This window comes from Desulfofundulus sp. JL263-se, assembly GCF_056316025.1.
The window spans coordinates 1,026,703-1,045,493 of record NZ_CM149993.1; the positions used below are offsets into that span (position 1 = coordinate 1,026,703).

Consider the following 18,791-nt stretch of genomic DNA (forward strand, 5'->3'; position numbering starts at 1 on the left):
CAGCGATAGGCCGTTATTCCTCCGGTTTAGTACTGGCGGAGGAGTAACGGCCTTTTCATTTAAGGGAGTGTGAAAAGGGCAATGCTGGATATTGAGTTAACTAACAGGGAAAAACAGCTTCTGGAGTTTCTCCGGCGGGTAAAATCGGGAGAGATAAAAATCAGGATAGAAAGCGGTCAACCGGTGGTTATTTATGAAGTTATCAATTCCAAGAAACTGGAGGATGTTGAGGTTTCACAAAGCCGTGCCGCCGGCAGCAACCGTTGAGATGTATCCGGTTCTGGTTTGGCGGGATTAGGAATTGGCCGGCATACCTTCCCGGTAGTACTTTTTGCGCGGGGAAGGTTCCGGGCTGGGGTATGCCGGTCTTATTTTAAAAAGCTGGCGAGCAAAATTTACCGGGAGATTTGGGAAAAATCAACTTTAAAGTTGATTTACGGGAATGGGGCTCGGTTATATGAAACTAAAAAAGATATTGATCTCCCTGCTGGTATTAACCATAACCGGTTTTGCCGCCTACAAGGCGAAAGTAGAATGGGTGGACCTGTATAAGCACCGGCAAACAGTTAACTTGTGGTTGCTATGTCTCCAGCTGGAGGATTGGGATAAGGCAAACAAGCTGGTTAGTGAAGATTTGTTTAAGGGTGAAGGTTTTCACAGCTATGATATCCTTAAGTTGTATTACAGCCGGGGGTATTTTGACAATGCTTTCATTACCGGGATGTATTTCGATGCTAATGGTTTTCCCACGGCCAGGGTTAGACTTCCTGGGGACCCCGGGTCACGGGACATGCTGGTTCAAGTCAGGCAGGAAAAGGGGAAGTTTCGTATCGAGGACGTAAGATTTGTAGCTGCGAAAGAAGGCAGTATGTTCAGCAACATTCTTAATAGTATTTCTTTACTGCACTGCCTTGGCGCAAAGGAAGGGGGATAACGTGAAAAAAAAGAGGGGTAATTCCAGGCAGGTTAGTTCCAAAAAGCACGAGGGCAGTCCTCTGGTAAAAAAGATTAAAAAGGTGGTTGTATTTATAACACTGGTTCTGGCATCCATATTCTTTTATCAGGCTTATTTCGGATCTTAGAGGGCTATTGGTAAAAATTAAGATTTTCAAGGCCGAATCGATAAACCGATAGGCCGGTGCCGCTTAAAAAAGCTGGTACCGGCTTTTTATATCTGAGTTTATACGGGGGAAAGGGGATGCTAAAGGATGGAATTTAAGGAAATAACACCTCAAGAGAAAAAATTGGTGGAATTTATACGTCACGTGGGATGGGGAGAAGTTAAGCTCCGGGTGTACGAGGGGCAGCCGGTGCTTATTTACGAGGCCATAAGAACCCACAAGCTGGTGCAGCCGAAGATCAAAAAGAAAGTTCAACGCCAGTTCCAGAAAACAAGGGTTTGGAGGGCGCAGTAGATACCCCGGGCAACGACAGGGCCGGTTTCTTAATAACTGGGAGACCTGTCTTGCATAATCAAAAAATGGTTTGGGGGTGATACCAGCCAGCGATGACAGCAATAAGAGGGCAAATGGACTTATAGTTTAAAGTTCATTTTATTGAGTTGGGGGTGTCCAAATGACAAATCCGCAAACCACTGCCACTGTTCCGGAATCTACAGCGAGATCCTGGCTAGATGAAGTGACGAAGTGGTCCTGGTGGGTTGGTGTGCCCGGACAGCGGCCCATCATCATTCTGGCGCTGGCAATTTTCTTCATAGCCATGGTATTGGCGCCCGTGCCGGACAGCATGCTGAGCTTGATGACGGAAAAGGACCCTCTGGGAGCTTCCCTTAAAGCGGGGACACATACTTTTGTGGATTCGTATAATAAGTTAATGGGTTCCAGCCTTACACCAATGGAAGTTGCCAGGCAGGCCAAAGTGTGCGTGGCGCTACTTTTTACGGCGGCACTCTGCTGGGGTACCGAGTGTATCCCGCTGGGAGCTACCAACGTTTTGGTTGGTGTTATTCTTTACCTTTTTCATATTTTGCCCATTAATGAAATCGGTAAAGCATACCTGAAAGACGCTGTATGGTTTATCGCCGGCGTGCTGGCAGTGGCTGCCGGGGTTTCCGTCACCGGGCTGGACCGCCGGATTGGTTACCTGCTTTTAGGGCGCATTAAGGGCTTGGGCGGGTTTGTAACCATATTCTTCGTGCTGCTGGCGGTGGTAGCCGGGTTTTTCTCGGAACATGCCCTGGTGGCCCTGTTGTGCCCGGTGCTGCTGCTGGTTTACAAAGCCGGCTGTGAAAAAATGGGAGTCAAGCACAGCAAGCACCTGGCCGTGCTGCTTTTCATCGGTATCTGCTTCGCCGCCAACGTGGGGGGCTCGGGTTCCCCGGCTGTGGGCGGCCGCGCTGCCATCATGGTTGGTTACTTCAGCGGTTATAACATGCCCATCAGTTTCGGGCAGTGGATGATGTACGGCTTGCCCGTGGTTCCCGTGCTGGCGCTGGCCATGGGCGGTTACCTCTACTTTGTTGTGCGGCGCAAGATTCCTGTCAACATCAATATCGCCGAGATCATGAAAAAGAACGTGGAAGACATCGGTCCCCTGCGGGGCAGGGAGCTGCGCATGGCCATACTGTTCGGCTTGCTGGTGATACTGTGGATTTTCTTCAGCGACGATTACGGCCTGGGCGGCACCACGGCCATGGTTGCGCTGCTTATGTTACTCACCCGGGTGATGACGTGGAAGGAAATGCAGGACCGCGTGCCCATTGACGTGGTATTGCTTTACGCGGCGGCCTGCGCCATGGGGGTGGCCCTGAAAAGCACGGGCGGCGCCCTTTGGCTGGCCCGGTCCTTCCTGGACCTGATGCCCGAGGCCATAACCCATGGAAGCGGCATTGTTATCGCCGTCAGCATTCTCACCACCATCATCACTAACTTCATGAGCGACGGCGCTACGGTAGGGGCGATTGGTCCCGTAATTCTTCCCATGGCTGCTATTGCGGGAGTTCACCTCTGGAAGGTGGGGCTGGCGTGCTCCTTTAGTTCCTCTTTTGCCCACGCCATGATCGTCGGTACCGTGAACAACGCCATTGCTTACAGCATGGCCCGCGATCCCGAAACGGGCGAACCCTTATTATCGGTGACCGATTTCATTGTGCACGGTATACCGGCCGTAATAATATCACTGCTGCTGATGTGGGCCGTTGCTTTCTTCGGTTACTGGAACTTCCTTCCCTGGCCCTCTTAAAATTATTTTCCTCTCTCCCTCCCCGGGGTCCCTTTTATAAAAAGGGGCCCTTAATCTTTTTTGACGGCAGTATTAAAGAGCCGCGACTTATTGATGGGTGTTGCAAATGGATTTTGGCAGGGTCCAAAAATATAATAATTGGAACAGGTAAAAGAAGTTATGGACAGCGTTTGTGAAAAAAATTATAAAAAAGTCCTTGACATCATTATAGGGTTTTGTTACATTCAAAGCGACAGAAGAATAAAACCAGCGGGCTGAATCGAACAACGATAGGCCGTTATTCCTCCGGTTTATACCGGTGGAGGGGTAACGGCCTTTTCATTTAAGGGAGTGTGAAAAGGGCAATGCTGGATATTGAGTTAACTAACAGGGAAAAACAGCTTCTGGAGTTTCTCCGGCGGGTAAAATCGGGAGAGATAAAAATCAGGATAGAAAACGGTCAACCGGTGGTCATTTATGAAGTTATCAATTCCAAGAAACTGGAGGATGTTGAGGTTTCACAAAGCCGTGCCGCCGGCAGCAGCCGTTGAGGTGTATCCGGTTCCGGCTTGGTCGGGATTGGGAATTGGCCGGCATACCTTCCCGGTAGTACTTTTTGCGCGGGGAAGGTTCCGGGCTGGGGTATGCCGGTCTTATTTTTTTAAAGTGCGGAGGATTGTGAATGTTAATTTAGTCACTAAGTGAAAAGACTTATAAATCCTGGTTTCAGCCGAATCGAACAACAATAGGCTGGTGTGCATAAATAGGCCGGTTTGCATTCCTGCAGGGCAATACTTTCACTTAAGTACCGGATTCGGCTGCGGGAGGTGCTGCCGGCCTTTTAAATTTTGGGGAGGGATTTTAACCGTGCGAACAGGTGGTGCGCGGGGTTTTAAAAATATTATACCTGTTGATATGAAAATGAAAATAAGAACCAAGCTTGTGCTGGGTATTATAGTATTAATAGCTTTGACGGCAATAATAATAGGTTACCAGTCATACAACAAGTCCCGCTCCATGCTGGTGGCCTATACCCGGGAAAGACTTTTGACCGACGCCAAAATCTACTCCGACATGATTGACAAGTATATTTACGAGCGCAGCAGGGATGTTGTAATTATGGCCAAGCACCCCAAATTGACCAGTATGGACGTGCCTGCCGCGGAAAAATCAGCCGTTCTCAAAAGCTTCAAGCAGGACTACGGCTGTTACGATTCCATCTCCCTTACGGATGCCAGGGGTCTGCAAATAGCCGACAGCGACGGTCACGTGGGGGTGATGAAAGACGACAAAGAATGGTTTAAAGTAGCTGTTGCAGGGGACCTGTACATTTCCGACGTGCGCATGAGCGTCGACCTGCAAAAGCCCGTTCTGGGCTTTGCCTGCCCGGTACGGGACAGCAGCGGAAACATTATCGGGGTTATTACCAGCCGCCTGCTTCTGGAAGACACCATCTGGGCCATGGTGGACGAATTTGCCGCCTTCCAGCAGGAGGCCGGCAAGAGCGGGTATGCCTACCTGGTTAACGAAAAGGGAGTACTTATGGCCCATCCCGACCGGGAAATGGTGCTGCGGGACAACATACTGGAAATGGGCATTGACGCCCTTAAGGCCGCCGGGGAGAAAATGATACGCGGTGAAAGCGGTTTTGCCCGCTACACCTTTGAAGGGGAGGATAAATACGTTGCCTATGTGCCGCTGGACGGCTGGGGCAAGTACGGAGGGAAGGGCTGGTCCATTGCCCTCACTTCACCGGTAGACGACTTTCTCGCCCCTGTGGAGGCCCTGCGCAAATTCACCCTGATGTGGGGAATGGTGGCGGTACTGATCGGGCTCGCCCTCTCCCTGCTCCTGGCCCGGCAGCTGGCCGGGCCCCTGGGGGAAGTTCTGGCGAACGTGAGGGAGGTAGCCGGGGGAGACCTGACCAAAAGCGTAAAAATACGCACTTCCGATGAGATTGGCGAGCTGGCTGCTGCCTTTAACCAGATGGTGGCCAGCCTGCGGGATATTGTAACCAGGGTGAAGGACAGTTCCGAGAAAGTATCGTCCCACAGCCAGGCGCTGGCCGCTTCCGGTCAAGAAGTAAGCGCCACGGTGGAAGAAATGGCCGGCACCGCCGGGGAAGTGGCCGCCACCTCCTCCCGGAGCGCTGAAAGCGCCCGCTCGGCGGAAGGGGACTCGGCCCGCATGCAGGAAGTGGCGGAAGAGGGCAGCCGTGCCGTGCAGCAGGCCCTGGAAAAAATCAACGCCATAGCGGAAAACAGCCGGGCAATTTCCCGGGCGGTGCACCAGCTGGGTGAGCAATCGGGCCGGATAGGGCAAATCATCAGTAGCATAACCGATATTGCCGACCAGACCAACCTTCTGGCCCTCAACGCGGCCATAGAGGCGGCCAGGGCCGGGGAACACGGCCGGGGATTTGCCGTGGTGGCCGAGGAGGTGCGCAAGCTGGCCGAGCAGTCCGGGCAGGCGGCCAGCGAAATTACCGGATTAATCCAAAAAATTCAATCGGGTGTAAGCGAGGCGGTAGCGGCCGTGGAAAGGGGCCTGTCCGAAGTGGATGAAGGGGTCCGGCTGGCCGGCGGTGCGGGAGGCGCCCTGGGAGAAATAATAGAGGCGGTGCGGAATAACACTGAAACAATTAAGGGCTTGGCGGCCGGGGCCGAACAGGTAAACGAAGGTACGCAGCAGCTGTCGGCGGCCAGCCAGCAGATTTCCTCCACTGTTCAGGAAGTGGCCGGTGCCGCCCAGCAGCTGGCCGGCATTGCGGAAGAGCTGCAGCAGGCGGCGGCAAAGTTTAAAGTGGAATCGTAAAGTGGTTTTCAGTACAACAATAAAACCAGCGAGCCAAATCGAACAGCGATAGGCCGTTATTCCTCCGGTTTAGTACTGGCGGAGGAGTAACGGCTTTTTATTAAGCGTGAAATATTAAACCATTTGGGGCTGGAAATGCGGGGGTGGTATTTTTGCCTGCGCGCTGGGACAGGAAACTGTTTTTAATCTTTGCGGCCGTTCTGACAGGCACCCTGGGCATGGCCGGGCTCGTTGCCTACTGGTTGTGGCAGTTGAGCGGCAATGCAGTACTGGTTTCAAGGCAAATAAAAAAGGTTTCCCACATAGGGCAAGTTAAAGAGAATATCCTGCAGCAGTCTCACTTAATGAACAGTTATATCATTACCGGAGACCCCGGGTACCTGGAACGCTTCAGGCAGGTGGCCCGGAACAGCCGGCAGCTGGAAGACCGGCTCATTGACGTTGTGAAGGAATCCAGGAAACCGCTGGCCGTAAGAATCAGGGATTTAAACCAGAGGTATGATGAATTTTGTGAAAGGGAAATTATTCCCCGGGTACAAGATGGGCAGTCCTTGCCGGTGCATTTGAGGGATAACCTTTTCTGGCTGGGCGAGGAACTGCTGCAATCAGCGGCAGTAATTCAGAATATGCGCCTGGAGGATACCCTGGCTGTAACAGGGGCTGTTGTTAAGGCCAGCAGGAATATTTTCCGGCTGGGCATTACCTTTACCATATTGGGGCTCGTTACCGGCATCTCGGCCAGTTTGTTCACCCTGCGCAAATTTGCCGGTGAACATGCTTTGTACCGGGAAATTGTTAGAACTACCAGAAACGCCGTAATCACCATGGACAGCCGCGGCAAAATTAATTCCTTTAACAGGGTCGCCGAGGAAATCTTTGAAATTGACCGGGAAAAAGTACTGGGCCGGCATTTTGAAAATGTTTTTACCGGTAAAAGAACGGAAACAACGGTGAATTTCACTTATCCCTTTTTCGAAGAAGTACTTGCTGGCGGCAGGGGCAGGTGCAACCAGGAAATTTTCCTCACTGCTTCCGACGGGTGGGAAATGGTGCTAAACGTGGATTGCCTGCCCCTTGGCGCCACGAAACCGGCCGGCGTATTATTTATTGCCAGGGAGATTACGGCCCGCAAGGCAATGGAACAAAGACTTTACCAGCTGACGATGCGGGACGGGCTGACTAAATTGTATAACCACGGGTACCTGTTTAAAGCCCTTAAAGCGGAACTGAAGAAAAGCAGCGAGCAAGACAAGCCCCTGGCTTTTATCCTCCTGGACATAGATAATTTTAAATACTATAACGACAGGTTCGGCCACCCTGCTGGTGATAAATTATTAAAAGAATTTGCCCGGGTGCTGCTTAAAAATACCCGGGCCGGGGACACAGTGGGGCGGTACGGGGGAGATGAATTCGGTATAATTCTCCCGGACACCGGCCCGGAGGTGGCTGAAGAAATCGGGGAGAGATTGCGCCGTCAAATTGCGGAGCACCCGTTTCCCAAGAGGGAAGAGTTGCCCGGGGGGTGCCTGACTGCCAGCATTGGCATTGCCGCTTTCCCGTCTCACGGTTCCAACGTCAACGACCTTATCAGGATGGCGGATGAGGCCATGTATCATGCCAAGCGCAATGCCAAAAACCAGGTGCAGCTGTATTTTTCCATGATAAGGGAATTTCAAAAGGAATTGTGTAATTCTGATAGCGAATTGAAGACGTTTTTAAACACCCTTTTGACCGTGATTAATGAAAAGGACCGGTATACCTATGTCCATTCGGAAAAGGTGGCGGAATATGCCGTCATTATTGCCGGTGAACTGCAACTTCAGCCGGAACAGGTAAAGGAAATAAAAATGGCTGCCTTTCTGCACGATATCGGCAAGCTGGAAATTCCCAAACAGATACTTGCAAAACCCGGGCTGTTGAGTGACGAGGAATGGCAATTAGTCAGGCAGCACCCTGTTCTGGGGGTACAAATCCTCAAGTCATTCCCGCAGTTGAGGGGGATTATACCCTGCATTCTGTACCACCATGAAAGGTACGACGGCAGGGGATACCCGTACGGCCTGGCGGGGGAGGAAATTCCCCTGTGCGCGCGCATTATTGCCGTAGCTGATAGTTTTGACGCCATGATATCGGAAAGACCTTACAAAAAAAGTCTTACGCTGGAAGAAGCAGTGCTGGAACTGGAAAAAAATATGGGCAAGCAGTTTGATCCTGTTCTGGCAAAAATATTTGTTTATAAACTTAAAGAGCGAGGGGAAAAATTTTTGAACGCACATGCCGGTTATTAAAAAATAAAAAAAGTTCTTGACATCATTGCGGGGTTTTGGTAGCTTTAACTTAAGTCAGGGGGAGTTTTAATATTCAGGCATTTACTTGGCATAATAGAGAGGATGGGCCGAATCGAACAACGATAGGCCGCTGTTCTCAACCGGTGATCGGTGGGGGAATGGTGGTCTTTTTTAATTTCATGGCACTGTGATAATTCGTACAACAACATAGAATTTAAGAAGCTGCGGCTGAATCAAACAATGATAGGCCGGCATCCTTCATCCGGGGAGGGTGCCGGTTTTTGCCTTATAGCTGGTACTGTTCGGGTGTTTGAATAATTCGGGTAAGGGAGGATGAGGGATGATGGGTGCTTAGTATGGTTCCAAGAAGCTCTGTTTGGCAAAAGGGGGAATACTGGCAAGGAGGTATGAAATAATGAATGAAAAGCGGGTGCGGGATATTATAAGTTTTTCTTCGCTGGTTGAAGTAAAACCGGAAAGCAGCATCAAAGAAGTGGTAGCTGCTTCCCTGCCGGCCTTAAAGGCGGGGTATAGCCCTACCATAGTTGTGAAAGACGGAGATAATATAATAGGAATGGCATGCTGGAACGATGTACTGGGTGCACTGGTTCCGGCATACGCTAAGGGTAAAATCAAAATGGAAATTTTCTGGGAAGGACTTTTTACTGAACAATGGCGCGCCATTGCCGGTGAGAAGATCAAGAAGTTAATGCGCCCGCCAATATTTGTGGATCTTGACGACACGCTGATGAAAGTCGCCTACAAACTTGTCAATGATAAAATAAATTCCGTGCTGGTAAAGGATCAGGGAAAATTGGTAGGGGTAATCAGTACCGGTGACTTATTTAACGAGTTGCTTCAGTGTTCAGCTTAAATCCCCGGCTGTAATTAACTTTATTTTCCGTGTTGCCAGAGTTAGATATTTTTTCGATAAAAGTATTGACAATATTGAATTGCTCTGGTAGTGTGAAGTTAGTAATAGATATCACATATTGTAAAATATAAAATGGTCCGGGCTGAATCGAACAACGATAGGCCGGCATTCTCCCTTTAAAGGGGAGGTGTCGGCCTTTTTCTTTGAAATGTTTTTTGATCACAAATACATAATTTGTCTCTTGAGCCGAATTGAACAACGATAGGCTGGTGTACATCGATAGGCCGGTGTGCATCCCTGTAAGTGTGCTTTGGGGATAGAAAAAGCCAATTTGGCTCAGGGGATGCTACCGGCCTTAAATTTTAAAGGGGGGGGTGGGGCACTGACAAAATGTTTGTTACTTAACTAACAAGCCAGGGGTTAATTTTAGTTGGGAGGTATGTTCCGTGCGCAAGCTATATGACATGTTTATGGCGGCTTCTGTTGCACATGCCCGTTGGGATTACGAAACTTCACTCAACATCCTCAGGAACCGCAAAAAGCTTTTGTTATTACTGATTTTGGCACTTCCTGTAATTGCCGTACCCATTTACGGGTATGCAGCCGACCTGCCGGCAATTTTGGGCGGGAAAAGTGCTTATGCTCCGGCCTTTTATGATCCTAAAATTTTTCTGGTATCAATTGTAGTTGGGCTGTGTGCCGGCTTGATTACCGGTTGTATTGGGGCCGGAGGGGGCTTTATCATTACCCCGGCTTTGATGAGTGCGGGAGTTCGAGGTATACTGGCCGTAGGCACCGACTTGTTTCATATTTTTGCTAAAGCCATCATGGGTACAACGGTTCATAAAAAGCTGGGAAACGTTTCGGTGGGACTAGCGGTTGCCTTTGTTCTCGGGTCTTTTATCGGGGTTTCGGGCGGCGGTATTTTAAACCGGGCGTTATACGAAAGTAACCCTGTGCTCAGTGATCTCTTTATCAGTGTTGTTTACGTTGTTCTGCTTGGATTCCTCGGCTTTTACGCGCTATTTGATTTTCTCCGGCAGCGCAGGCAGAGTGGCATGGTCGATCCCGTTGCTGAGGCTGAAACCGCTGCAACAGCTGTTACTGCCGGTTCTCTTCCCGGTCTTCCCGGCAAGTTGCAGGCAGTTAATATCCCGCCTACCATTAGTTTTGACCATGATATCGTACCGGGCGGCCGTAAAATTCCCGCTGTGTTTGTTATGGGCTGCGGCGGCATTGTGGGGTTTGTGGCTGCAATTATGGGTGTTGGCGGCGGGTTCCTGACTTTTCCCATGTTTGTTTACGGGCTCGGAGTGTCTTCTTTCACTACGGTAGGTACCGATATTTTTCAAATTATCTTGACTGCCGGTTACGCCTCCATTTCGCAATATGCTATATACGGGTATATCTTTTATACTCTGGCCATAGGCATGCTATTGGGTTCATTGCTGGGCGTCCAGGTGGGCGCCCTCACCACCAAGGTTGTGAAAGGTATTTACATCCGCGGGTTTTACGCCACAGCCATTATTGCCGGTTTCCTGAATCGCGCGTTTGTGCTGCCGTCTAAGCTTTCCAAGCTGGGAGTAATACACGTTAACCCGGCACTGGGGAAAGCCCTGTCTGTAGTGGGAAATTGGCTCTTCTTTATTGTTATCGGTATTTTCGCAGTTTGGGTAATAGGTACTTTCATGAGAAATCTACCCGCGCTAAGGGAGGATATTAGTACATGATCCAAAACGGCAGAAGTTTTGCGGTTGGAATAATTTTAACCCTCTCGTTTTTCGCGGTCCTGGTGCTGATATGTTCACCGCTTTTCAACGGAAAAAACGGTTTGGAATTTGCAGACGATCTTTTTAATTCCATAGCCAAGGGGTCAACTTACTTCATTCCCGAGGTTAAAGAAGAGGTAGGGAAATTTAAAGGTCAGAACATAAACGCTACTATTGAGCTTGAAAGCGCCAGTGAGGCGGAAAAGGTGGCTGTTCTTTATGAAAAAGCGGGTGCCCAAGTGAAAACCGATGGCGCCCGGGTGAGTATTAACGGGGACCTGGGTGCCATTGTGGCGGCTGTTATTAGTGATGCCGACGCAATGTTTAATAATGAGGGGGATATACTTACGGAAAAATACGGATATCACAAAAAGAATGCCATGTATCACTGGTGGCTGAGTTTACAAGAGCTTGATAAAGCATTAAAAAAGCAAGGGGCATTTAAACAGGCTGCATTTGTGGATAAAGCAGTAAAGAAAGCGGTTGAACCGGCCTATAACTTTTACGGTATAAAACCCAAAAGTGCTGCAGACTATGCCGGAACGGTTACAGGAATGCTGGTGTTCTACATCATTTACACTTTGTGGTGGGGCTTTGCCATTTATTTCCTTTTTGAGGGGCTGGGTTTCTCCATGAGCAAGGGAGCCAAGAAGGCAGAGGTATAACCAGACGGCATTCACTTTCTTTTATTGCCGGGGGGCGGGAGCAAAATCCGCTCCCCCGGTCCAAAAGGGTTTGGTTGTATCGGCAATTGAATAGCGAATCTAATAATGAAGGTGGGGAGCCGGGCCCCCGGGTGAATCAAAAAGTTAAGAGGAGATGGTGATTATGGTGGAAGAACTGCGGGTCAGAGATGTTATGGAAAAGCCGGAAATTCTATTTTGTACTCTCACCAGCAGCCTGGGAGATATCGTCAAAAGATTGGTCAAGATGGAAGATATGGGAATTAACGTTGATGTTATAGTCGTTAAGAGCGATACAGGGACTGCAGGTATTATGATGCCTATAGATATATTTAACGCCTTACAACCTCCTTACCTCAGGATTAACAAGGGATACGGAACTTACGAAGTTTTCTGGAGCGGCCTGTTTACCCAGCGGTGCAAGTCCCTGGCTGCCCAGCAGGTGGATGAATTTATGAAAGCTCCGGAAGGGCTAAAACCCGAGGACACCTTAATGAAGGCGGCGAACTTTTTTGTTAAAAAGCAAACTTCTATAGCTCCGGTATTTAGCGAGGGGGAGCTTATAGGGCTGGTTCGCAGTAAAACTTTGTTCAGGTTAATGCCGCCTTCGGTTGCCTGATTTTTAGCAGTGGATTTATTGGCAGCTTAACTGGTGTACTTTTTCCTGTATTTTTTCACTTTTGTTGCAAAATACACGCTGTAAACCCCGGGCAATAAAGTTAGCAATATTTGCAACTCTATAAAGCCGGGTGGAATAAAGTTTTTGGAAATCATTCACAATACCGGTTATACAAATGTCACCTGTGGGTGGAAGCGTTTTATTGACGCCATTGCCCGGCTTTAGTGCCCCTGGGGAAATTATTACCGTTCCTACGTCTTCAGAATAACCCAGGGCGGCATCAATGGCGATAATAAGCGGGCGGCTGTACCTGGTTTGGATTTCTTTTAAATAGTATTTGAGATTAAGGGCATGTACAGGTTCCCTGAGGGTGCCGTAAACTTTACAATTTCTTAATTTTCCTTCTTCTTCCAAAAGGCTTCCGGTTAAAGGTCCCAGGCAGTCACCTGTACACCGGTCGCTGCCGATGCAAAGAAGTATTATGGGACGGTCCTGGCCGTTAAGTTTTTGTTGCAAACAATGCTGGAGTGCATTTACGAATCTGTAGGCGGCAAGAGGGTCATCAATATTAATATGTGTGCCGTTGTCATTTTTATAACGCTTTCCGGCAGCGGTATCGATATCGGGAAACCGGCGCTGCCACAGTGAAAGCTTACGACAAAATTCATTTAGCACCAGGAAAGCAAGAAAGGTGATTCCCCCGGTATCCGCCGCGCCTATATCCATTTTATATCCCTCCTGTTTCAATGCCTTTGTTTGATTATAACATTTTTTACAGGAGAAATTACTTGCTGGCTTAAAATTGAGCAGAATTGTGCAAATTTTCAAACTGGTTTTGCTTGTTCTCTAAAGATACCATATGAAAAGGCCGGATTATCCTCCCGGCTTCAGAGGAAATCCGACCTATCAATGTTAGATTCGGCTGTTAAACTTTACTCCAAGGTTATAAGCGTAACTTGTTCAGTTTTTATTTTTATTAACATAATGAAGAATTGTAATTTTGTCAAGCATTCTCCTTTATTTTGTTATGTTCAACATATTTAACACTTTGCTCGGCTAAGCGCCTGTTAAAGATGCTTAGAATGCCGGCCACAATCAGCGCTACAATCAGAGTGCTGACAAGAGCTACCGTAGTATGCAGGTAGAACCATAGCCACAGGTACAGGTTGGAAATAACGATGGACATAATCATTAATGGAAATGCTATTTTAAAGAAATTCATAAAGGTAATCTTGGCCCCGCGCTTTTCCGCCATTCCGATAACCACCACGTTTGCGGAGGCCCCGATTATGGTACCGTTGCCGCCCAGGCATGCCCCCAGGGAGAGGGACCACCAGAGGAAGTTTTGCAGGGCATTAATGTCGGCGTTGCTTGCGGCCATGCTTTTGATGAGGGGAATCATGGTGGCAACGAAGGGTATGTTATCGACAAAGGCTGATGCCAGTGCCGATACCCACAGAATCAAAATACCCGTTGGAAAGACCACGCCGCCGGTGATTTCCAGTGCATAGTGGGCCAGCGCTTCAATAATTCCCACCTCTTCCAGGGCGCCGACGATTACAAAGAGACCGATGAAGAAAAAGATAACGGGCCATTCAACGGTGTGCAGCGGGTGTTCCGGGTCTGAATTGGTAATTAATAATAGTAAGGATGCTCCCGTAAGGGCTATTACGCTGGACTCCAGGTGTAAAAATTGGTGCAGGAAAAAGCCCGTTATAGTCAAACCAAGAACGAAAAGGCACTTTTTCATTAACGGGATGTCTTTCAGTTCCTGGTTTTCGTCTATTTCGTAAATCCGCTGCTGTATTTCCGGGGTAACGATCATTTTACGCTTGTAAATCAACTGGCAAAGGAAGACTGTTACCACATGGATTAAAATAACTATGGGAGTAAGATTGATTACGAAATCCAGAAAGCCCAGGTGGGTGGCGCTACCGATCATGATGTTGGGCGGGTCTCCTATAAGGGTGGCTGTTCCGCCGATATTGGACGAGAGAATTTCTACGATTAAAAATGGAATTGGGCTCAATTCCAGCTTGCGGGCGATAGCGAAGGTAACCGGCACAATTAAAAGTACGGTGGTAACATTGTCCAGCAGTGCCGACAACACTGCCGTAACTGCCGCCAGGGAGGCCATTATGGCCAGAGGGCGCCCGTGGGCCATTTTGGCAGCCTTGATGGCCAGGAATTCAAAAATGCCGGTTTCGCGGGTTATACCCACTATAATCATCATTCCCACCAGCAGCCCGATGGTGTTCCAATCCACGTAGTGAACGGCCAGCTCCGGTGTCAGGATGCCTGTTACGAGCAGGACGGCGGCTCCTACAAAAGCAATCACGGCACGGTGGATTTTCTCGGATACGATTATGGCGTAAGTAATTAGAAATACTGCTGCGGCAAAAGCTACCTGCATGTGTTCCGGGACGGTTAGAATTGAGTGGTGTTCCATTATTCTTTCTATCCCTCCTCAAAAAAAAATTTATATTTTTAATAAGATCATTAGCAATTTGCAAAACATCACATAAAATTCGACATTAAATTTATTAATTCCTTCTTACTTGTTTATTTGGTGTTTAAATTAATCTGAATCAGCAACCAGACCGGCAATTTCCAGGAAAACTTCATGGAGGCGCAAAACTCCTGTTACTTTATTATCCTTTAATACCGGGAGAAGGCCTGCATGGTAGCGAACCATAAGGTGTACCGCTTTGATAATTGGATCATCTGCTTCCACGGTCAACGAGTTAATGGGCCGCATAATTTCTTTTACTTTCTTTTTAGCTTCTTCCTTGCATTTATTAGTAAAGAAGCCGTTCCAAAAAACCGGCAGGGCCCACCGGTCGGTAATTACGAATTTTGGTTCCAGGGTTCCAAGTAACACTCGCCTGCTGAGAAGACCAACTGGCTGCCCACTGTCATTTATAACCAGAACAGATTGATGTCCTGATACTGCTCCTTTTTTCAGCAGCGTGACGGCATGCTGCACCGTATCGTCGGGGGATACCGTAGGGCAGTCGTTCAGCGGCAGCATAAGGTCTTTTACGGATTTATCGTGGGGCATGGGAGAAAGTTCACCTTCCGATAAATCTGCTGAAAAATCACTATTTTAATAGTGGCGGGAGGGAACACCCCTCCCGCCAGCCAGGGTGCTGCTACCAGATGCCCAGTATTTTCCACCAGGCCCCTACAATTAAAAGCAGCAGGAAGGCCAGGGAAATTAAAAACAATACCGAACCTGCTTTAAGGTAATCACTGGCCTTAAGATATCCCGGCCCGTAAACGATGGCATTGGCAGGTGTACCGATAATCAGCAGGTAAGCGTAGGCCGATGCCAGAGAGGTTGCGATACCGAGAGCTGCAAGCGAAGTGCCGGAAAGTTCGGCAGCCTTCAGGAAAATAGGTCCCAGTACGGCTACGGTGGGGCCATCGGCCATCATATTAGTGGTAATAGATGTGATAGTGCTGGTAATGGCAATAAGCGGCAGCCCCTTGGTAATTCCAAAGTAACCGGCGCCGGCCAGGAGTTTTTGTGCCAGCCATAGTGCAGCTCCCGTTTTTTCGAGCATGGCGCCCATGGAAATGGCCCCGGCGTATAGTATCACTACGCCCCATTGAGTCTGTTTTTCGATAAATTTCCAGTCCACGAGCCCGAGAATTAAGGCTGCGATGGCACCCATAACCGCAATGTTGCCAAGTCCGATATGATGGCTTTGCGTAATCCACAGGAAAAGCACGGCTATGAAAAGAGCCAGGGCCATTTTCCCTTGCGTGGTCAGGCCGCCCTCTTTGGCCATGTCGGCCTTGATTTTTTCCACAGCTTCTTTCAGGTCTTTAATCTCCGGCTTAAACAATTTATTAAGCCAAAAGACAACAATGGGGATCATAATCAAGGTGAAAGGAAAAGCCATTATAATCCATTCCCCGTACGAAATGGTAATACCGTACTGCTGAAGAAAGCCAATCATTAGGGCGTTGCGGGCGCCGCCGGAGGGAGAGGCCAAACCGCCGATTACGCAGCCATAAGCGATACTCAACATTAACATTTTGCCCAGGCGCGGCACCTTTTCGATACCGCCGCTAAGGGCTACAATGCCCATACCTACCGGCAACATGATTGTTGCGGTAGCGTGTTCTGAAACAAAGCCCGCGCAGAGAGCACAGAAAGTAACAATGCCGAAGGTGACCCGCGTTACGTTGGTGCCCGATAGACGCAGGATAAAAAGGGCAATACGATTATGAATGCCGTGTTTTACCAGTACGGCACCGATCATCAAGGCCCCCATGATAAAAGCTACGGCATCTGCCATGAAGGTCTTGGGTACTTCCCGAAACCCGGTGATACCCATAAGCACCTGGTACGATCCGATGACGAGGGCCACAGCCGGCAGCGGGATAGCTTCGGTAAAGAAGCAAATAACTACAAAACTTAACAGGGCCAGGGCGTATTTACCTTCTACTGAAAGACCTTCGGGCGTAGGTAGTAAACAGATAATCGTGGCGGCGGCTGCCGCCAGCAAAAACCACTTGCGTTCCTTGATAAAAGTCCCGAAACTGAAGCGCGGGGAAGGTTCCGGGCTGACCGAAGGTTGCATGCCGGTAGCACTCCTTTCGTGTGAAAACAATCAGGAATACACGTAGTGACAGGTTAACTAAAAAATCCATTGTAATAATTATGCAATGGTGATATAATAAGTCTGATTATATGTCTGTCTTAACTTAGTAACGTGATGACAAAACTTAACCATTGAGATTTTTGGAGACCAGCTTTTTAATTATAAGGCCAAGTAGATGGATTAAAGCTTGACCGGTAATATAGTCTTTAGAGTATTGAAATTTGTTATAGGGATAAATAACGGGAACCTTTATAAGGTCATTTATAAACTGCAAAGACTTTTTAAGTGCTTCGTATTGGTGAAATGTAGTGACAATGTCCAGGGCCGGTAAGCCCCGGAGGGTGGTCTCCAACACTTGTGTGCGCTGTATAGTTTTTACTTTATTGATCACCTCCTCTTTGCGAGAATATTGAATTTCCTGCTTTTCAAGGTTTAAGCGGAAGTCAAAATAATCTTGACATCCGTACCTTTCCAGTATTTTTGCAATCTTATTTAAAATAGTTTTTTCACGGCGTAACCTTCGTTGTTTAACTAATGATTGAATTTTGCCTAATTCATTGGCTGCCTGGCTTAAATTTTGCTCGAGGGCCTGGTCGGAAGCAGCATTCGGACGCAGGTCGTGGCAGATAATATACCGTTTTGAGGGTTTAGTTATATTCTTCACCCACAGGGTGCTGTTGACGGTAAAAGCGTCCTTGTCTTGCCAGAGGTCCTTGGTGGATACCGGAATAGACGCGAATTCCCTGGGTGAAAGGGATTTTATGAAGAAAACGTCCGGCTTCGATAATGTCGAATCTAAGCCGCTTTTTTTATCAATGACCAGGCATGTTCTGGTGTTCATGCTTTTTTCAATATCCTGTTGAAATGCTATGATTTCGCCTGCTGATACATTTTTGTCATATACACTGCAGCCAAGCGGGATGCCTGGCGGGAAAATTGCGATTAGTAAGTTCAAGGGCAAGCGGTATGAGTGAATTTGGTAGGCCGTACCGGCAGCGTTGGTATCGCATTTATTTCCCGCGTATTCACTATGCAGTTGAGAAATATACAGCAAGGAAGGTTTTTCCAGGAGGCGGGTTAATATATTAAACAAATGGGCCTCCAATTGTTTCTTGATACCTGCCAGAGCAGCAGCGGCCCGGTAAAAGTCAGTGCCCGGAATTTCACAGCCTTCAAGTTCAGGTAATTTTAAAGCAGGGTAACTTACAGCAATGGGGCGGTGCTCGGAAGGGAAGAGCAACCTTTGAAAAACCATTGCTTTTATTAACCAGGGAAATTTGCCCGCACATTTCGGGGGCTGTGCCCGGCACAGAAAGTCGGACAGGTTGAGTTTATTCCAGGTATGATGCAGTTCATCGATTTGGAAATATGGCTCACCATGTTCCTGTGGAGGTAATTCTCCCATAATAATGCTGGGATCAGTAAGTTTATTCAAGCTGGAAATCAAGGCATTTACCTTTTCCGGATTAAGATTATTAATGTTTCCCAGGTTGGCAATGACCCGTTGTTTGATCTTGCCGTTTTCGCGATAGGTTTCAATTAGTTTGAGGTAAACGTATTTTTTACCATTGCGTTTGGTGACAACCCGGCGAAAGAACATGTGATTCACCGCTTAACTAAAAATTAACAGTAAAAAGGATATAAAAACCCCCACAACAATACCGGTAACAGTGACAACCTTTCGTATCGACACCCGGAAGTGCCCCCATATCTTAACGGGTGTCGATAGAGATTTTTTATACCTGGGACCTCATCTTGCCAGTCGGGCATAATAAATAATTAAGATTAAAACATGACAATGTAATGACAAACTACTTAATCTTTAAAGTTACTGCTAGCTGCATTGCCCACTTTGGCTCAAAAATCTTATAAGTATTGTGTAAGTATTGTGGCGAGAGTGTTGTAGTGACAACATTTGTGAACTCTATCACTTTCCACCAGCATACTATCA

Annotated in this window: 17 protein-coding genes; 12 read left to right on the forward strand and 5 right to left on the reverse strand. The window is 48.1% G+C overall.

The features are described from left to right. The first annotated feature begins 81 nt into the window (after positions 1 to 81). The 12 genes from ACX4JR_RS05225 (at position 82) to ACX4JR_RS05280 (ending at position 12,227) form a co-directional block, all read left to right on the forward strand. A complete protein-coding gene (locus ACX4JR_RS05225; protein ID WP_476059967.1) occupies positions 82 to 267 on the forward strand; it encodes a transketolase in 186 nt (61 codons plus the stop codon). Between the two features lie 190 nt (positions 268 to 457). Continuing rightward, positions 458 to 934, forward strand: a complete 477-nt coding sequence (locus ACX4JR_RS05230) for a hypothetical protein (RefSeq protein WP_476059968.1) — start codon at positions 458 to 460, stop codon at positions 932 to 934. A gap of 1 nt (position 935) precedes the next feature. Continuing rightward, positions 936 to 1,082, forward strand: coding sequence for a hypothetical protein (locus ACX4JR_RS05235; protein WP_476059969.1), 147 nt, complete (start codon positions 936 to 938; stop codon positions 1,080 to 1,082). 126 nt (positions 1,083 to 1,208) lie between these two features. Then, the gene (locus tag ACX4JR_RS05240; RefSeq protein WP_476059970.1) at positions 1,209 to 1,415 is read left to right on the forward strand and encodes a hypothetical protein; all 207 of its coding nucleotides are present in this window, start codon (positions 1,209 to 1,211) and stop codon (positions 1,413 to 1,415) included. A 160-nt stretch (positions 1,416 to 1,575) separates the two neighbouring features. Next, positions 1,576 to 3,201: an SLC13 family permease gene (locus tag ACX4JR_RS05245; protein WP_476059971.1), complete on the forward strand. Its 1,626-nt coding sequence runs from the start codon at positions 1,576 to 1,578 to the stop codon at positions 3,199 to 3,201. Positions 3,202 to 3,545: 344 nt separating this feature from the next. Further along, positions 3,546 to 3,731: a transketolase gene (locus ACX4JR_RS05250; protein ID WP_476059972.1), complete on the forward strand. Its 186-nt coding sequence runs from the start codon at positions 3,546 to 3,548 to the stop codon at positions 3,729 to 3,731. Between the two features lie 316 nt (positions 3,732 to 4,047). Beyond that, the gene (locus ACX4JR_RS05255) at positions 4,048 to 5,994 is read left to right on the forward strand and encodes a methyl-accepting chemotaxis protein (protein ID WP_476059973.1); all 1,947 of its coding nucleotides are present in this window, start codon (positions 4,048 to 4,050) and stop codon (positions 5,992 to 5,994) included. 152 nt (positions 5,995 to 6,146) lie between these two features. Next, a complete protein-coding gene (locus tag ACX4JR_RS05260; RefSeq protein ID WP_476059974.1) occupies positions 6,147 to 8,282 on the forward strand; it encodes a diguanylate cyclase domain-containing protein in 2,136 nt (711 codons plus the stop codon). Positions 8,283 to 8,697: 415 nt separating this feature from the next. Beyond that, on the forward strand, positions 8,698 to 9,156 hold the full coding sequence (locus tag ACX4JR_RS05265) for a CBS domain-containing protein (RefSeq protein ID WP_476059975.1): 459 nt from the start codon (positions 8,698 to 8,700) through the stop codon (positions 9,154 to 9,156). 446 nt (positions 9,157 to 9,602) lie between these two features. Beyond that, positions 9,603 to 10,886: a sulfite exporter TauE/SafE family protein gene (locus tag ACX4JR_RS05270; protein WP_476059976.1), complete on the forward strand. Its 1,284-nt coding sequence runs from the start codon at positions 9,603 to 9,605 to the stop codon at positions 10,884 to 10,886. Continuing rightward, entirely contained in the window at positions 10,883 to 11,590 is a 708-nt protein-coding gene (locus ACX4JR_RS05275; protein WP_476059977.1) for a hypothetical protein, read from the forward strand. The genes ACX4JR_RS05270 and ACX4JR_RS05275 overlap by 4 nt, the downstream gene beginning before the upstream one ends. A gap of 163 nt (positions 11,591 to 11,753) precedes the next feature. Continuing rightward, positions 11,754 to 12,227, forward strand: a complete 474-nt coding sequence (locus ACX4JR_RS05280) for a CBS domain-containing protein (RefSeq protein WP_476059978.1) — start codon at positions 11,754 to 11,756, stop codon at positions 12,225 to 12,227. A gap of 15 nt (positions 12,228 to 12,242) precedes the next feature. On the opposite strand, the gene yyaC is transcribed toward ACX4JR_RS05280, so the two are convergent. The 5 genes from yyaC to ACX4JR_RS05305 all read right to left on the reverse strand — a co-directional run bounded on the left by yyaC (position 12,243) and on the right by ACX4JR_RS05305 (position 18,440). Continuing rightward, complete coding sequence (yyaC, locus tag ACX4JR_RS05285) at positions 12,243 to 12,953, reverse strand: spore protease YyaC (RefSeq protein ID WP_476059979.1); 711 nt, start codon at positions 12,951 to 12,953, stop codon at positions 12,243 to 12,245. 277 nt (positions 12,954 to 13,230) lie between these two features. Continuing rightward, complete coding sequence (locus ACX4JR_RS05290) at positions 13,231 to 14,676, reverse strand: ArsB/NhaD family transporter (RefSeq protein ID WP_476059980.1); 1,446 nt, start codon at positions 14,674 to 14,676, stop codon at positions 13,231 to 13,233. Positions 14,677 to 14,805: 129 nt separating this feature from the next. Further along, positions 14,806 to 15,288 (reverse strand): CBS domain-containing protein, encoded by a 483-nt coding sequence (locus ACX4JR_RS05295; protein ID WP_476059981.1) that lies wholly within the window; start codon positions 15,286 to 15,288, stop codon positions 14,806 to 14,808. 91 nt (positions 15,289 to 15,379) lie between these two features. Next, on the reverse strand, positions 15,380 to 16,819 hold the full coding sequence (locus ACX4JR_RS05300; RefSeq protein WP_476059982.1) for an SLC13 family permease: 1,440 nt from the start codon (positions 16,817 to 16,819) through the stop codon (positions 15,380 to 15,382). Between the two features lie 145 nt (positions 16,820 to 16,964). Then, positions 16,965 to 18,440 (reverse strand): transposase, encoded by a 1,476-nt coding sequence (locus ACX4JR_RS05305; protein WP_476059983.1) that lies wholly within the window; start codon positions 18,438 to 18,440, stop codon positions 16,965 to 16,967. Positions 18,441 to 18,791 lie beyond the last annotated feature (351 nt).

Excerpts from the sequence above, each read along its gene's own strand:
- ACX4JR_RS05225 (WP_476059967.1), top strand. The coding sequence starts at position 82 with ATGCTGGATATTGAGTTAACTAACAGGGAAAAACAGCTTCTGGAGTTT.
- ACX4JR_RS05230 (WP_476059968.1), top strand. The coding sequence starts at position 458 with ATGAAACTAAAAAAGATATTGATCTCCCTGCTGGTATTAACCATAACC.
- ACX4JR_RS05240 (WP_476059970.1), top strand. The coding sequence starts at position 1,209 with ATGGAATTTAAGGAAATAACACCTCAAGAGAAAAAATTGGTGGAATTT.
- ACX4JR_RS05245 (WP_476059971.1), top strand. The coding sequence starts at position 1,576 with ATGACAAATCCGCAAACCACTGCCACTGTTCCGGAATCTACAGCGAGA.
- ACX4JR_RS05250 (WP_476059972.1), top strand. The coding sequence starts at position 3,546 with ATGCTGGATATTGAGTTAACTAACAGGGAAAAACAGCTTCTGGAGTTT.
- ACX4JR_RS05265 (WP_476059975.1), top strand. The coding sequence starts at position 8,698 with ATGAATGAAAAGCGGGTGCGGGATATTATAAGTTTTTCTTCGCTGGTT.
- ACX4JR_RS05275 (WP_476059977.1), top strand. The coding sequence starts at position 10,883 with ATGATCCAAAACGGCAGAAGTTTTGCGGTTGGAATAATTTTAACCCTC.
- ACX4JR_RS05280 (WP_476059978.1), top strand. The coding sequence starts at position 11,754 with ATGGTGGAAGAACTGCGGGTCAGAGATGTTATGGAAAAGCCGGAAATT.
- yyaC (WP_476059979.1), bottom strand. The coding sequence starts at position 12,953 with ATGGATATAGGCGCGGCGGATACCGGGGGAATCACCTTTCTTGCTTTC.
- ACX4JR_RS05290 (WP_476059980.1), bottom strand. The coding sequence starts at position 14,676 with ATGGAACACCACTCAATTCTAACCGTCCCGGAACACATGCAGGTAGCT.
- ACX4JR_RS05295 (WP_476059981.1), bottom strand. The coding sequence starts at position 15,288 with ATGCCCCACGATAAATCCGTAAAAGACCTTATGCTGCCGCTGAACGAC.
- ACX4JR_RS05300 (WP_476059982.1), bottom strand. The coding sequence starts at position 16,819 with ATGCAACCTTCGGTCAGCCCGGAACCTTCCCCGCGCTTCAGTTTCGGG.
- ACX4JR_RS05305 (WP_476059983.1), bottom strand. The coding sequence starts at position 18,440 with ATGTTCTTTCGCCGGGTTGTCACCAAACGCAATGGTAAAAAATACGTT.